Origin of the sequence: Thermotalea metallivorans, from assembly GCF_001562415.1 — a bacterium.
GTDB classification, from domain to species: domain Bacteria; phylum Bacillota; class Clostridia; order Peptostreptococcales; family Thermotaleaceae; genus Thermotalea; species Thermotalea metallivorans.
Map to the genome: position 1 here is coordinate 1 of NZ_LOEE01000070.1, position 14,802 is coordinate 14,802.

Here is a 14,802-nt window from a genome sequence, read left to right on the forward strand (position 1 = left end):
CTAACGTCAAAACAATTTTGCGCTATTTAGGGATTCCTGAGAACATCTACATCAGAGGTGCATCATAATTTAAAAGTTCTGAATTAAATTATGAAAAAGTTATGATGTATTCAGCGGAATATGAGTTACAAAGGGTTATAACTTGAAATTTAGTTGAAAATGTTTACAACATTAATAATCTATCAAGGGGGATTATCATGAAAAAAATTATTGCTATTACGATAGTGTTTTGCTTAATGATGAGTTTATCAATAATAGCATTTGGAAATGGTAGAGATGTTTTATCGAATTATGTTGATGAGAATTTTCAAATAGAATATGATAAAATTTCTAGTCTTAAAGATGACGAGGAACAGATTAAAAACCTTATTCATTTGTATTTTGACATGTACAATCATTCACTAAAAACTTTAAAGCCTGTGGAATGGGATATACTATTAATAGAAAATGCCAATACCGACCTAATCAAAGAAATACATAAATATGATCTTGAATATAATATTTTATATAATATAAGGTTTAAAAATTATAAAAACATCATAGATTTTGAAAAAATAAATATCGAAGAAAACCAAGCAATAGTCAATTTAATCTATGGATCAGATATTAATTATGATCATCTTCAGGATGTAAATACTAAAATTAGAAATATAAAATATACTATCAAACTTAAAAAAAGCAATTTACAATGGAAAATTGAGGCTATAGATTCAGATGAATATGGAGCAAAATATTTTAAAGATAAAATGAAAGTCAAGTCATTGTTTGATATTAATGAAAGTAAAAAAATAGCAATAAAGCAAGCACTTGAGGAAGTAAAAAAAGCTGCAATAGAAATGAATAAAAATATACAGAATAGTTACAAAAATTTAAATATTAGTGAAGCAGAAAAAGGAACATTGAATGGCACTGTGGGTATTGCAGCTACTGTTTCCTATAATAGAGATACAGCAATTGAATATGCTAGAAAATATGCATTAAATAATGCTCCATTTTTTTATAGTGCAAGTAGTGATTGCACTAATTTTGTTTCACAATGTGTTTGGGCTGGATACGGGGGATGGGATCCTACAGGAAGTGATAGTGCTAATAGAACGAGAGTAAACAATAAGTATAGAATGACTAGTACTTGGTATGGAGGAACTGGTGGCGGATCGTCAAGTTGGGAAAGTGTAAATAGTTTTTATTCCTATGTAAAAAGCAATACAGGTACTGGTCCTAGAGGGACTGTATATGAAGAAGATAAAAGCGTAGGTTCTTTTAACTATAGCGCAATAGCTAAAGGAGATGTATTGCAGGGGTGGCCGGATTCTCAAAATCGATATTATCATTCAATTTTTATTTCTGCAGTATTAAAACCTGGTATACCAGCAGAAATCCTATATTGTTCTCACTCAACTGCAAGGCAAGATGAATTGCTTACAAAGTTTACACAGTGGGTAGGTAGTGGAAAAATGAGAGGAATTAGATTCAATTCTACCGCATACTAAAAAGGATGTGTTGTCATGATTAATAAAAAGCTGAAAAAGGCATCTGGCATTTCTGTAATTCTTTTAATATTTCTACTGTTGTTTATTTTTAACGATAATATTCAATCACAGTATTTCATTTGGAAAACCCACTATAGCAACGAGAAGGATGTGATCCAGACATATTTCTGGGGTGTAAATCATCATCATCCCAAAGTAGTGCAATCAACTTTGCATCCCAAACTTATGATATCAAATCGTGACTTTCAGTACAAAGAAGTAAAGAGTTGGAAGATTATTCGTTTATTTAAAAATGAAGAGAAAACAGAATATTTTAAAAAGGAAATTGTATTGACAAAGCGATATGGCTTTACTTCACCTCCCTTTGACGCAGCGGTATATGAAGTTGAATTTGATTTAAAAGTAAATCCATATTTGGATTATTCAAAAACTGAGATTGATAGCACATTTTTGGATTTAGAAGGCAAAGGCAGAGTCGGAATTTATTTGATCAAGGAAACCAACAGTTCACCATGGAAAATCATTGATTTTGCTTTTGGACCTATTTAAAGATATTTGATAAATTTTACTAGTATCCAAGAGAGGATTCTCTTGGATACTAAATTTTTTGAACACAGAAGATATAAATTTTAAAAAACTGTGAAAAAGGTATTGCAGTTTTTAATATAGAAGAAAGAAGAAGTAAAATGCAAGATTTCTAAGTATTGCTACGGTTTCAGAAAAATTTCCATTCATGCATAAAAAGTAGATAATGACAAATAATAAGTGTACAATAACCAGTTTATAATAAGTATACTAGGAGGGAACGCGATTGAAAGCAACAGGCATAGTAAGAAGAATTGATGATTTGGGCAGAGTTGTGATCCCGAAGGAAATAAGGCGAACGCTTCGTATAAGAGAGGGAGATCCACTAGAGATATTTACCGATAGAGAAGGAGAAGTAATCTTAAAAAAATATTCTCCCATAGGGGAGCTTACGGAATTTGCCAGCGAATATGCAGAATCTCTTCATGATGCCTTAGGGCACACGGCAATTATTACAGATAGAGATACAATCATAGCTGTGGCAGGCGGTTCCAAAAAGGAATATCTAGACAAAAGGGTAAGCAAAGCCCTAGAAAAGGTTATGGAAGACAAGAAGACCCTTGTGGTGAATGAAAGAGAAAAAACCTATGCCTTATCTCTCGATGAGGGCGATGAGAAGAAATATACTTCACAGGTGATTGTCCCCATTATAACCCAAGGAGATCCCATTGGTGCAGTAATACTTTTGGCAAAGGATGGGAACCAGCAGATGGGGGATTTGGAGGCAAAAGTAGCTGAGACAGCGGCAAATTTCCTGGGAAAGCAAATGGAGCAATAAATATAACGGTATAATACATAGATGAGGATAGCAGCGAGACAGGGGACGGTTCTCTGTCACGGTTTAACGTGACAGAGAACCGTCCCCTGTCTCGCTTGTCTCGCAGGAAAAATTTAACTCCCGCTCTGGATACCTGTGACAATCTTCCATGGTTTTTGGTATAATAGATTCATGTGAAAGATAGAAATTATCCCTTGGATTTAAAAAGGAAAGAAGGAGAATTGGAGGAGAAGGAATGAGTAGTAAATCGTTTTTGAAAGGTGCTGCCATCTTGGGGATTGCAGGAATCATTGTAAAAATACTGGGTGCATTCTTTAGGATTCCCCTTGGAAATATCATAGGAGATACAGGGTTAGGATATTATCAGGCTTCTTACCCCATATATGTGCTTTTGTTGACTATATCAACGGCGGGGATCCCCACTGCCATATCAAAGCTTGTGGCAGAGAAGAAGGCTGCAGGGGATCGGTATGGTGCTCATAAAGTCTTTCGTGTATCTTTCATCCTGCTATTTGTTACAGGAGTTGTGACATCGGGTATTGTATTCTTTGGGGCCCGGACAATTGTAGAACTCATCAAAAATCCCAATGCATATTATTCCATGCTTGCCGTAGTACCGGCCCTGCTTTTTGTGCCTGTGATGGCAGCCTACAGAGGGTACTTTCAAGGATTGCAGGACATGACACCTACGGCCGTATCCCAAGTAATTGAACAGATGGGAAGGGTCGTTGTGGGATTAGGATTGGCCTATATCCTTCTCGACAAGGGACCGGAAATCGCTTCCGCTGGAGCTGTTTTTGGAGCTGCTGCAGGTGCTATTGCAGGTACAATGATGATTGTCTATATTTATCACCGGAGAAGGGGAAGTATTCTACGGGAAATACAGGGAAACCTTTCTCAAAACCAAGAATCTTCCGGAAAAATTATATCTAGGCTTCTTGCAATTGCGGTACCGATCACCATTGGTGCTGCTGTGATACCTGTGATGAATATGATCGATGTGGCGATCGTAATGAGAAGACTTCAGGAGGTTGGTTTTTCCTATGAGGAAGCCAACAGCCTATACGGACAATTAACGGGAATGGCAGCAACGCTGATTAATCTTCCCCAGGTATTGACGGTCGCTCTGGCTATGAGTTTGGTACCTGCCATTTCTGAAGCGAACCAAAGAAGAGATCAAGCCGGTATCAGAAGCACGGTTCAAACAGGCACCCGGGTTACGTTGCTGATCGGGCTACCGGCAGCCGTTGGACTGGTGACATTATCGAAACCAATCATGATGCTGCTTTATCCTATGCAGACGGAAAGTGCCTTAAGTGCATCAGGACCTTTAGCTATACTGGCTTTTGGCCTTGTTTTTCTCACATTGGTCCAGACCTTTACGGGGATATTGCAAGGATTGGGGAGACCTAGCATACCTGTTGTCAATCTCATGATCGGTTCTACATTTAAAGTGATTCTAACTTACGTTTTGACAGGAATATATGCCATCAATGTGAAGGGTGCTGCTATTGGTACCGTTGCAGCCTATGGTGTGGCTGCTCTTTTGAATTTCTTTGCCGTAAGGCGGCTTACCCACACAACTTTTCATGTGAGTCAATTTATAGTAAAACCGATTATTGCCGTGGGTGCTATGAGCATTTCCGTACTTTTTGTTTATAAACAGTTTCTTCCCGGCCTTGGAAACCAACTTGCAACGGTGCTGGCCATTGGCATGGGAGTCTTGATATACGGGTTGATGCTGTTGACTACCGGGGGAATTACGGAAAAGGATTTTGAAATGATGCCCGGCGGCGGAAAAATGGCGAAAATACTGCGTATTTTAGGGCTTCTGAGGAAATAATACTGGATAAATGCTAGATTTGTAGAAGGCAGGTGGATGGAATTGAAGCACAAGCTTACAGTAATCGGCTTGGGACCGGGAAGCAAAGAGTATTTGACGGTGGGGGCCATGGAAAAGATGGGACAAAGCAGCAAGGTCGTACTCAGGACCCTGAAACATCCTGTAATCGATTATTTAAAGAATCAAGGTTTTCCTATGGAAAGCCTTGATCATTATTATGAACAGAAAAATAATTTTGATGAAGTATATGAGGCGATTGTCAACGATTTGCTCAACCGTTTGGAAACAGAGGATGTAGTCTATGCCGTCCCCGGCAGTCCTTTTGTGGCCGAAGATACGGTGCAAAAATTGATAAAAAAATCAGAAGAGCACGGATTCCCCATAGAGTTTGTTCCCAGCGTAAGCTTTATTGAAGCGATTTTTCAGGTATTAAAGAAAGACCCTATTGAAGGGTTGCAGATTATCGACGGTTTACAGCTTGGGAAGCAACGACCTGACCCTGACACCGATGTCATTGTGACACAGGTGTATAACCAGGAAGTTGCTTCGGATATAAAATTGAGACTTATGGACTACTATCCGGATCCGTATCCTATTTTTGTGATCAGAGGGGCAGGAATCCCTGATTTTCAAAGGGTTGAGCGTGTTCCACTATATGCACTGGATCGATTGGATTGGGTGGATTATTTGACCAGCATATATCTTCCGAAGGTTGACGCAAAATGGGAAAAATACTATAATATGAATAATCTTGTAGAGATTATGGCAACACTAAGAAGCAAGAACGGATGTCCTTGGGATTTGAAGCAGACCCATGAAAGTTTAAAGCCTTACTTGCTGGAGGAAGCCTATGAGGTATTGGAGGCTCTTGAGCAAGAAGATATGGAACTTCTGGTGGAAGAGTTGGGTGACCTGCTTTTGCAAATTGTATTTCATGCGCAAATTGCTTCAGAGGAAGGGTATTTTGATATTCGAGATGTGGTTACGGGTGTTTGCAGAAAGCTGATCTATAGGCATCCTCATGTATTTGGCGAAAACAAAGAAAGCTCTGATGCAGGAGCTTTTCACCGATGGGAGGAGATGAAACGGAAGGAGAAGAATGTAAAAACCTATACGGAATCCCTTCAACGCATTCCAAAACCATTACCTGCACTGATGAGAAGTTATAAGATTCAAAAGAAGGCCGCCAGTATCGGATTTGATTGGGACAGCGTAGAAGGTGCCGTTGATAAGGTCAAAGAGGAATTCGAAGAGCTGCTAGAGGTATATAGAACAGACAAAAAAGATAAAATCACAGAGGAAATAGGCGACCTGCTGTTTGCTATTGTCAATATGGCAAGGTTTTTAAAGGTTGAACCGGAGCTGGCATTGAACCAGACCAATGAAAAATTCATTGAGCGCTTTGCTTTTATGGAGCAGGCAGCCAAAGCGATGGACAAGGGCCTAGAATCAATGACGCTCAAAGAGATGGACGCACTTTGGAGTTTGGCAAAAATACATAAAAATAAAAAAAATGATAAAAAATACAAGTAAAAAGAAGGATTTTGCAAGAAAAGATAGAATATGCTATACGTATTCAAAAAGATGAGGAGGTATAATTGTGAATAAAGCTGAATTAGTTGCAAGCATGGCAGAGAAATCAGGACTTACAAAGAAGGATGCAGAAGCTGCATTAAACGCATTTATGAAAAGTGTAGAGGAAGCTCTGGCAAAAGGTGACAAAGTTCAATTGGTGGGCTTTGGTACTTTTGATGTAAGAGAAAGAAAAGAAAGACAAGGAAGAAATCCAAGAAATCCTGAACAAGTAATCGAAATCCCTGCATCAAAAGCTCCTGTATTCAAGGCAGGAAAAGCACTGAAGGATATGGTAAATGCATAAATAAAAAAAGCAGCTTAGGCTGCTTTTTTTATTCGAAAGAATTTAGGAGGGATGAAGATGCGATTAGATAAATTTTTGAAAAATTCCAGGTTAATCAAAAGGAGAACAATTGCCAAAGAAGCCTGCGATCAAGGAAGGGTGAAAGTAAACGATAAGGTGGCAAAAGCAGGGACAGAAGTTGAAGTTGGGGATATCATAACCATTGCCTTTGGGGAAAAAATCACCAAGATTCAAGTAGCAGACCTTGTAGAGCATGTTACAAAAGAATCCTCCAAGGAAATGTACAAAGTTATAGAATAATATGGGCAAAAGGTGAATGCCATTCTGCTTTCTACCATGATCCATGGGAATCCCTGTATCCCTCCCACGGACCCCAGGGGTTCTATCATAGGGAATCGGCTCCCTTTGCCCGCAAGGAAAGGGCCCTTCGCCAGCATCTATATTTTCGTGAGAAAACAGGCATAAAGGCATCTATATGCACATATCTTTTAAGTAAGAACGGGCGATAACCATAAAAGAGGTGAGTATAGATGGAAGACAAAAGAGTGGCGAAAAGCAAGAGCCATCATTTGATTCTGGAGAATAGAGAGAAGCTTAGCATATCGGGCGTTGAGCACGTAGACAGCTTTAATGAAAATACAGTTTTGCTGGAAACGGTACAGGGTGTTTTAACAATCAAAGGAAATGAATTAAATATAAACAAGCTGAATTTAGATGATGGCAATGTCGTCGTAGAAGGTTTTTTTTATTCTATAAACTACAGTGATAAGGACAGCTTGCAAAATAAGGGAGTGGGATTCTTAGGAAAGATGTTCAAATAACCGCGAAGCGGTTATTTTTTTGAGAACAGAGTGAACCGGGGTGATCAGGGTGGCTGCTTCTGTGGCAGAGCAAACATATGTATTTTTGGCGACGATGTATGGGGGAATTCTCATCGGATTTATCTATGATTTATATAGAATTTTTCGTGCTATATTCAAGCCTAAAAAAATTGCAACCCTTATTCAAGATTTTGTTTTTTGGATTGTCATTTCAATTGTTGCCACAGCCGTATTATTGTTTAGCAACTCGGGACAGTTAAGATTTTATACATTTTTAGGATTTATGCTGGGAAGCATCCTTTACAACAGGCTCCTGAGCCGTGTTGTCATTACAGCGGTTGTATCGATTCTCCGACTTCTAAGGAAAATCATTGTGGGGTGCATCCAAATGATTTTATATCCGATAAAATTATTGACCCGTTGGTTGAGCAAACCATGGAGATGGTTCAAGAAAAAGCTAAAACCTGTCTATTGTCGATGGAAGCGGATAGGAACAATGCCCAGAAGGATTTATCAGGAGATAAAAAAATACATAAAAACCATCATGAAAAAAAAATAGAAGGAAATCATGGGGATCCATAGAATTATGTATAAAATGACAGGAGAAAAACAGAAGATATAGAGAAGGGTGAAACAGATGAAGATGGCTCAAGAAAGAAAGAAGAGAATAAGAAAAGGAAATAGACCTTTTTATCTGATCCTTCTAGTGGTTGGCCTGTATGTCCTATGGATTTTTCTGAGTCAGCAGATAAAACTTTATGAATTGACAAAGCAGGAAGAGGAATATAAAAACAAGGTAAAGGCTCTAAAAGAAGAAGCAGCCCGTCTGGAGGAGGAGATCAAACAGGGAAATACGCCGGAATTTATTGAGAAGGTGGCCAGAGAGCAACTCAAAATGGTAAAGCCCAATGAAATTATATATATTGACATGCAGAAGGCAAAATATGGACAAGAAAAGCAGTAGTTAGCAGAATCCTTGTAGTTGACAGTCTTTAAAATATAAATTATAATATGTCTTAGCAAAGTTGTAAATAATCTATTAAGGAGGAAGATCTAATTTATGCCGGTTGAAATAGGAAAAGTTGTAGAGGGCACGGTAACAGGAATTACCAATTTCGGTGCTTTTATTCAACTACCGCAAGGGAAAACAGGTTTATGTCATATTTCAGAAGTGGCAGATGATTACGTTAAAAATATCCATACGTATTTAAAGGAACAGCAGAAAGTAATGGTAAAAGTGATTGCAATTGACGGAAACGGAAAGATTAGCCTCTCTATCCGGCAGGCACAGGAAAAACCTCCTAAAAAGAGTAACCAGCCAATGCAAATTGACTGGCAGAAGAAAAATGCGGATGCAGGTTTGTCTTTTGAAGATAAGTTGCTAAAGTTCTTAAAGGATAGCGATGAGAAACAACAGCAACTGAAGAAGAATATGAAAGATTCAAGAAGAGGGAATGGCTATAATAGAAAGGATGCAATGCGATAATGATAACCGAGACCATGTCTCGGTTTTTTAGTTGTGAAATTGGCTATTTGAAGGAGGATGAAAATGACAAAATTAGCTGCCATTGATATTGGAACAAATTCCATGCGTCTATTGATTGCCCGTGTAAAGGACGGAAAAATTATAGAAAGCTTTAAAGACTTAGAGACTACTCGAATAGGCGAGAATGTTGACAAGACAGGGCGTTTGTCAATAGATGCCATGGAAAGAAATATAAAGGCACTAGAAAAATTTGTGAACATCGTAAGGAAGGAGAGGATAGAAAACCTATCCGTTATCGCCACAAGTGCCGTAAGGGACGCCGAAAACAGGGAAGAGTTTTTGCACCGAGCAAGAAAGGAATTGGGTGTAGAAATTCAGGTGATCAGTGGCGACCGGGAAGCCCAATTAGGATTTTTAGGAGTATCCCAAGGTTTCGAGGGAAACGATGAAGAAATTCTTGTCCTAGATATCGGAGGAGGCAGTACCGAGTTTATACTGGGCAATGGTGTGGGAATTCGGCACATGACTAGCGTGAATGTAGGTGCGGTGAGAATGACGGAAAAATATATTGTCGCCGATCCTCCTCGACTGCAGGAGATAGAAGATTTGAAGGAGAGGGTGGAGCATATCATCCTTCCTACCTTGGTACGGTTAAAGGAAATGAGGGTGGATCGGGTGATCGGCATAGGAGGAACGGCTACCACCATCGCGGCCGTTCACAAGGAGCTAAAGGTGTATGATCGGGAAAAAGTGCATCATACGGAGCTGAATTTGCGGGAAGTGAGAAATGTCCTTCAGAAGTTTATGTCAGTATCCTTGCATGAAAGGAGAAAAATTCCGGGGCTGCATCCGAAAAGAGCCGATGTGATTATTGCAGGGACGATCATCTTAGATCGAATCTTAAGTTTGCTGGAAATAAACACCCTATGCATTAGTGAATATGATAATCTGGAAGGATTAATCTTTGAACAGTTAGGATATGAATCTGGAAAAAACATATAAAAAACTGCGGGGAAAGGATATATTGACAATCTCTTTGTTCTGTTGTAACATATATTTTGTTATGAAAAATTGGCGGCGTAGCTTAGCTGGCTAGAGCGTCCGGTTCATACCCGGAAGGTCGGTGGTTCGAGTCCACTCGCCGCTACCATAGAAAACCGTAGGATGTTGATCCTTTGTGATGCAAACTGTCAATGAAAAAATGGCCCGGTAGTTCAGTTGGTTAGAATGCCAGCCTGTCACGCTGGAGGTCGAGGGTTCGAGCCCCTTCCGGGTCGCCAGTAATGGGTAAAGAAGCAGCCTTGAAAATTAAAAGGCTGTTTTTGTTTTTGCATGGAAAATACAAGGGGGAGGATTGGATCATCTTTTGGGAAAATACTCGTTTCCAATTTGTATATGGACTTTTTGTATATGGACTTTTTATCGAGGAACTTTTTCATCCCTCGTCAAAATTTCAGGATGCACCCTTCAAAATATCATTTTATAGATGGAAAATACGGGTTTTCTATATGCCCTATTCATAGAACCTTGTAAAAATCCTGCAGTCTATGTCTAAAATTTTATGGAGACAAAACAGACAAGTTGACAAATATTTTGCATCACCCCTGATATAATGGCTCTAAGAATAATCTGTGGGGGGTGTTGTCATGATAGGAAAAACAGAACTTATGCCATACAAACGAAAACAAAATGGACAAGCTGCAGCTGTTTTGGGCAGTAAAAAATCGGGATTTCTGCCGATTGCAAAACAGATGCTTCTTTTGAATATCATCGGCTTCTTTTTGGGGAGGGCAAGCATATTCGATGATTTGGCTCCTTTCGGTATCGCTTATTTTATTGCCTTGCTGACAAGGGATAAAAGAAACGGAATCGTAGGCCTCAGTGTCTTGCTGGGTACTATGACTGTAGTAGGCGTAGGGATCTGGGCAAAATATGGCATTGCCCTGTTTATGTCCTGGTTGTTATTTCGCTGCGTCAAAGACAGAATCCAGTGGAATACCTTTAAGACGGCCTTTGGGGCAGGAACGGTGATGATGATATCCGGTGTGGGCTACAGAGCTTTTACGGAATTTTATATCTATGATCTGTTTATGACGGTATTTGAATCCGTAGTGGTGTTTGTATTTGTCTATATTTTATCTTATGCCGTACCTGTAGCCTTACAAAAAACGAATAGGAAAATTTTATCGAACGAGGAGTTGATATGCATTGCCATTAGCGGGGCTGTACTCATTTCAGGTTTTTCGGAGATGAAGGCGGGGCCCTATGAGATAAAAAATATATTGGGGATCCTTTTAACTTTGTTATTTGCATATCATGGAGGAGCGAGCGTCGGGGCCAGTGTAGGAGTTACGATTGGTATTATTACAAGCATGTCCAGTATTGGAACACCGACGATTATCGGTATATATAGTTTCTCAGGGCTTCTGGCAGGTATTTTTAAGGATTTGGGGAAAACCGGTTCTGCCATAGGCATGATTATGGGAAATGCAATTTTGACCTTTTATATCAATGGGTCAACGGAAGTGATTTTGCAGTTTGAGGAGATTATTGTCGCCTTTGTAGTCTTTATGCTGATGCCGAAGTCTGTGATCACTTACATGGAGAAGTTTGTGAATGCCCAGGCAGGGGTTTTACAATTGGACAAAGCCTATGGGGAGAGAATACGGAAGATTGCCTTTGACCGATTAAGGGAATTTGCCAATGCATTTTCTGAACTGGCGGCCACTTATGGACAAATATTAGAGAAAAATAAAGTAATAGATCAGCAGGATATTGCAGGCATCATCGATCAGGTAGTCAATAAGGTATGCAATCAATGTGGCATGTGTAGGAGCTGTTGGCAAAATAATTTCTACAATACCTATAATGATATGGTCGATATCATCGGAGTATTGGAGTCCTTCGGGAAAATAAAAGCAGACAAAATTCCGGTAATGCTTAAAAAAAGGTGTATTCGGCTGGACATGCTGCTCCAGGCAATTGATGACCAGTTTGAGATTTACAAAATCCATTACAAGTGGCAGAATAAGCTTTTTGAGAGCAGACAACTGGTAGCAGAACAATTTCAGGGAATATCGAACATGATCCATCGTTTGGCCAGGGAAGTATGTATGGAAGTGCAATTTAAGACAAATATAGAGGATGCCTTGTATGTAGCCTTTGATAAGGCTGGCGTCCAAATCAATAAGGTAACTGTTTTGGAAAAGGAAAACGAAAAGATAGAAGTAGATGTTGAGAAGAGGCCGTGCTTTGACAGGAAACAATGTGATGAAAAAATTGCACCGATTGTATCTCAGGTTATAGGCGCCGAGTTCATCAGAAAAAACCAGCACTGCGTTAGGGATGAGGCTGCGGGTAGTTGCGTATTTAAACTAGTACAAGGGGAAAAGTACAGGATCGGCACAGGTGTAGCCAGAGTCTCTAAGGAGAATGGCTATATATGCGGAGATAGCTATACGATGATGGATTTGCAGGATGGAAAGTATATGATGGCATTAAGCGATGGAATGGGGTCCGGAGAACGGGCAGCAAAAGAAAGCACGGCAACCATTACTTTGCTGGAGCAGCTTATGGAAGCAGGCTTTGATCAAGATACGGCGATTAAGACGATTAACTCTATTCTTGTTTTGAAGTCCTCGGAGGAAATATTTTCTACGATAGATTTATCGATGATTGACCTATATACGGGAAAATTAGATTGTGTTAAAATTGGAGCTGCCTCCAGCTTTATTAAAAGAGCCGATGGCGAAATAGAAATAATCAAATCTGCTTCTTTACCCATCGGGATTTTGAATAAGATTGATTTTGACAGTCTGGGCAAACGGCTCCATCACGGGGATTTTCTCATTATGGTGTCCGATGGAGTGCTGGATGCTGACAAGGATATAGATGTAAAGGAAAACTGGATTGTTTCCGCATTAAAAGCCATCCATAGCAGAAACCCACAATCTATTGCCGACGAGCTGTTGGATATGGCTATCCGGAAATACGGAAACAAAATTGAGGATGATATGACGGTATTGGTGACAAAAATTTGGGAATCAAAATAGGGCCTTCAGGCTCTTTTTTCTTTTGGCACATTGATATGGGTATAGCATAGGACAAAAAAGACAATACTCTCAGATAAAGTAATGATAGAGGGGGAAAGCACATGAAAAATATGGAAATCAAGCAGATGATTGTAGTAACCGACGGCAAATCCAATATAGGTGGCAATCCTGTTACGGTTGCGGCGGAAGCGGCAAAGAAAGGTATTGTTGTGAATGTCATAGGAATTATGGAAAATAAGGACCAAGATGAAGCCTTTGAAGAGGTGGAAGAGATTGCGAAGGCAGGAAAAGGAATTTGGGAGAATACCCATATTGCAAATTTAGGACATACCATGCATGTCATGACGCAGAAAACAATCAATAAAACCATTGGGACAATTGTAGGAAAACAGTTAAAGGAAATTATCGGAAGAGATCTAATGGACATACCGCCCCAATCCAGGAGTAAAATTATTAACTACATGGATAAATTGGGTGAGGAAGCAGCGGTAAAATGCTGCATCGTGATGGATTGCAGTGGGAGCATGGCCAATAAAATGGGAACGGCCAGACAAAGTATTATGGAGTTGATGTATTCTCTCAAAGGGAGAAAGGGAAAAAGTGAAGTGGCCGTCATTGCATATCCGGGAGAAAAGGGTGCATTTTTTAAAGTGATATGTGAGTTTACGGAAAACATAGGGGAAATTCAAAGACGGGTGCTGGAGATAAAAACAGGAGGCAATACGCCCACGGCAGCAGCTATGAATAAGGCCATGGATCTTCTATTGGGGATTCAAGATGTGGAATTTGAAGAGATCATTCAGAATAGTGAACCTCTATTAAAAGAGGGCATGATATAGGCAAACGGCTAGCAATAGCCGTTTTAACATACCCATATAAAAAGGCAGGGAATTTTGCATGGAAGTTTTGAATTTAGAAATAGGAAGCTTGATTCGGGGAAAGTGGAACAAAAATGAATACAGGGTTTTGCGGTTGCTGGGAGAAGGGGGTATTGGAAAGGTCTATCAGGTTATGGAAGTTTCTACAAAGGAAGTATATGCTTTAAAATTAAGCAGTGACATGCAAAGTATTGCAAAGGAATATGAAATGATGAAAAAGTTTGAAAGACTGCCCATTACAGTAAAGGTAAAAGAGATCGATGACCTGGAAGCAGCCCGGAAGAAATGGACTTTTGTGATAGTAGAATATATAGAGGGAAAAAACATGAATCAATACCGTAAAAAGCATCATCTCCAAGTAAAAGACGTATTATCTCTGGGTATCACCATTGGAAAGGCATTTCATATACTCCATCAAAATCATTTTGTTTTTGGAGACTTAAAATTGGAAAATCTAATGATTGATGAAAAAAATCATGTGTTGAAAATTATTGATCTGGGAGGTGTTACGCCTATGGGGGAAAGCATCAAGGAATTTACACCTCTGTATGATCGGGCCAGTTGGAACATGGGATTGAGAAGGGCGGATGAAGGATATGATCTTTTCAGTTTATGCATGCTGATGATATGCCTGCTATTGGGTACGAGATTTCCCATGGAGGACAAGGATGTGGATAAGATGCTGAAAAAATTAGAAAATGTGGATATTTCCACGGGATTGATAAAACTTTTCCACAGGGGAATCTATCAGAAGGATATTTGTTTTTACCAATTTGTCGTTGATTTAGAAAATATATATCGCCATAATGGTTACAAAACATCGAAGAAAAGCAAAGTAGATATGCTGGTGAACCGTGCTCTTTTTGGCAGTATTCTATTTTTTTTAGGAATTCTTTTGTCAATCCTAATAAAAAACGGTGGCGTATGGAAGGTATTTCAGAGGGTGATATAGAACTATAAACTATAAAATGAAAAAAGAAAGGTAGTTTG

At 39.3% G+C, this 14,802-nt stretch carries 15 protein-coding genes and 2 tRNA genes; all 17 read left to right on the plus strand.

Going from position 1 to position 14,802, the window contains the following annotated elements; genetic code table 11:
- The first annotated feature begins 197 nt into the window (after positions 1-197).
- The 17 genes from AN619_RS13520 (at position 198) to AN619_RS13605 (ending at position 14,764) form a co-directional block, all read left to right on the plus strand.
- Positions 198-1,490: an amidase domain-containing protein gene (locus tag AN619_RS13520; protein WP_068557801.1), complete on the plus strand. Its 1,293-nt coding sequence runs from the start codon at positions 198-200 to the stop codon at positions 1,488-1,490.
- A 15-nt stretch (positions 1,491-1,505) separates the two neighbouring features.
- Entirely contained in the window at positions 1,506-2,039 is a 534-nt protein-coding gene (locus AN619_RS13525; protein WP_068557802.1) for a DUF4829 domain-containing protein, read from the plus strand.
- A 262-nt stretch (positions 2,040-2,301) separates the two neighbouring features.
- Complete coding sequence (gene spoVT / locus AN619_RS13530) at positions 2,302-2,853, plus strand: stage V sporulation protein T (RefSeq protein WP_068557803.1); 552 nt, start codon at positions 2,302-2,304, stop codon at positions 2,851-2,853.
- A 235-nt stretch (positions 2,854-3,088) separates the two neighbouring features.
- Positions 3,089-4,696 carry a putative polysaccharide biosynthesis protein gene (locus tag AN619_RS13535; RefSeq protein ID WP_068557804.1) on the plus strand — a complete coding sequence of 536 codons (1,608 nt, stop codon included), beginning with the start codon at positions 3,089-3,091 and terminating at the stop codon, positions 4,694-4,696.
- 36 nt (positions 4,697-4,732) lie between these two features.
- Positions 4,733-6,229 (plus strand): bifunctional methyltransferase/pyrophosphohydrolase YabN, encoded by a 1,497-nt coding sequence (gene yabN, locus AN619_RS13540; protein ID WP_068557805.1) that lies wholly within the window; start codon positions 4,733-4,735, stop codon positions 6,227-6,229.
- A 67-nt stretch (positions 6,230-6,296) separates the two neighbouring features.
- Positions 6,297-6,575 (plus strand): HU family DNA-binding protein, encoded by a 279-nt coding sequence (locus AN619_RS13545; protein WP_068557806.1) that lies wholly within the window; start codon positions 6,297-6,299, stop codon positions 6,573-6,575.
- A gap of 57 nt (positions 6,576-6,632) precedes the next feature.
- The gene (locus AN619_RS13550; protein WP_068557807.1) at positions 6,633-6,875 is read left to right on the plus strand and encodes an RNA-binding S4 domain-containing protein; all 243 of its coding nucleotides are present in this window, start codon (positions 6,633-6,635) and stop codon (positions 6,873-6,875) included.
- Positions 6,876-7,105: 230 nt separating this feature from the next.
- The gene (gene yabP, locus AN619_RS13555; protein WP_068557808.1) at positions 7,106-7,396 is read left to right on the plus strand and encodes a sporulation protein YabP; all 291 of its coding nucleotides are present in this window, start codon (positions 7,106-7,108) and stop codon (positions 7,394-7,396) included.
- A 61-nt stretch (positions 7,397-7,457) separates the two neighbouring features.
- Positions 7,458-7,955, plus strand: coding sequence for a spore cortex biosynthesis protein YabQ (gene yabQ / locus AN619_RS13560; RefSeq protein ID WP_068557809.1), 498 nt, complete (start codon positions 7,458-7,460; stop codon positions 7,953-7,955).
- A 78-nt stretch (positions 7,956-8,033) separates the two neighbouring features.
- A complete protein-coding gene (gene ftsL, locus AN619_RS13565; RefSeq protein ID WP_068557810.1) occupies positions 8,034-8,360 on the plus strand; it encodes a cell division protein FtsL in 327 nt (108 codons plus the stop codon).
- A gap of 96 nt (positions 8,361-8,456) precedes the next feature.
- Positions 8,457-8,882, plus strand: a complete 426-nt coding sequence (locus AN619_RS13570; RefSeq protein WP_068557811.1) for a S1 domain-containing RNA-binding protein — start codon at positions 8,457-8,459, stop codon at positions 8,880-8,882.
- A gap of 63 nt (positions 8,883-8,945) precedes the next feature.
- Positions 8,946-9,884 (plus strand): Ppx/GppA phosphatase family protein, encoded by a 939-nt coding sequence (locus tag AN619_RS13575; protein ID WP_068557812.1) that lies wholly within the window; start codon positions 8,946-8,948, stop codon positions 9,882-9,884.
- 71 nt (positions 9,885-9,955) lie between these two features.
- Positions 9,956-10,032: transfer RNA gene (locus AN619_RS13580), tRNA-Met, on the plus strand.
- 53 nt (positions 10,033-10,085) lie between these two features.
- A tRNA-Asp gene (locus AN619_RS13585) sits at positions 10,086-10,162 on the plus strand.
- Between the two features lie 366 nt (positions 10,163-10,528).
- Positions 10,529-12,934 (plus strand): stage II sporulation protein E, encoded by a 2,406-nt coding sequence (gene spoIIE / locus AN619_RS13595; protein ID WP_068557814.1) that lies wholly within the window; start codon positions 10,529-10,531, stop codon positions 12,932-12,934.
- 101 nt (positions 12,935-13,035) lie between these two features.
- Entirely contained in the window at positions 13,036-13,773 is a 738-nt protein-coding gene (locus AN619_RS13600) for a vWA domain-containing protein (protein ID WP_068557815.1), read from the plus strand.
- A gap of 58 nt (positions 13,774-13,831) precedes the next feature.
- The gene (locus AN619_RS13605; RefSeq protein WP_068557816.1) at positions 13,832-14,764 is read left to right on the plus strand and encodes a protein kinase domain-containing protein; all 933 of its coding nucleotides are present in this window, start codon (positions 13,832-13,834) and stop codon (positions 14,762-14,764) included.
- The last annotated feature ends 38 nt before the right edge of the window (positions 14,765-14,802 follow it).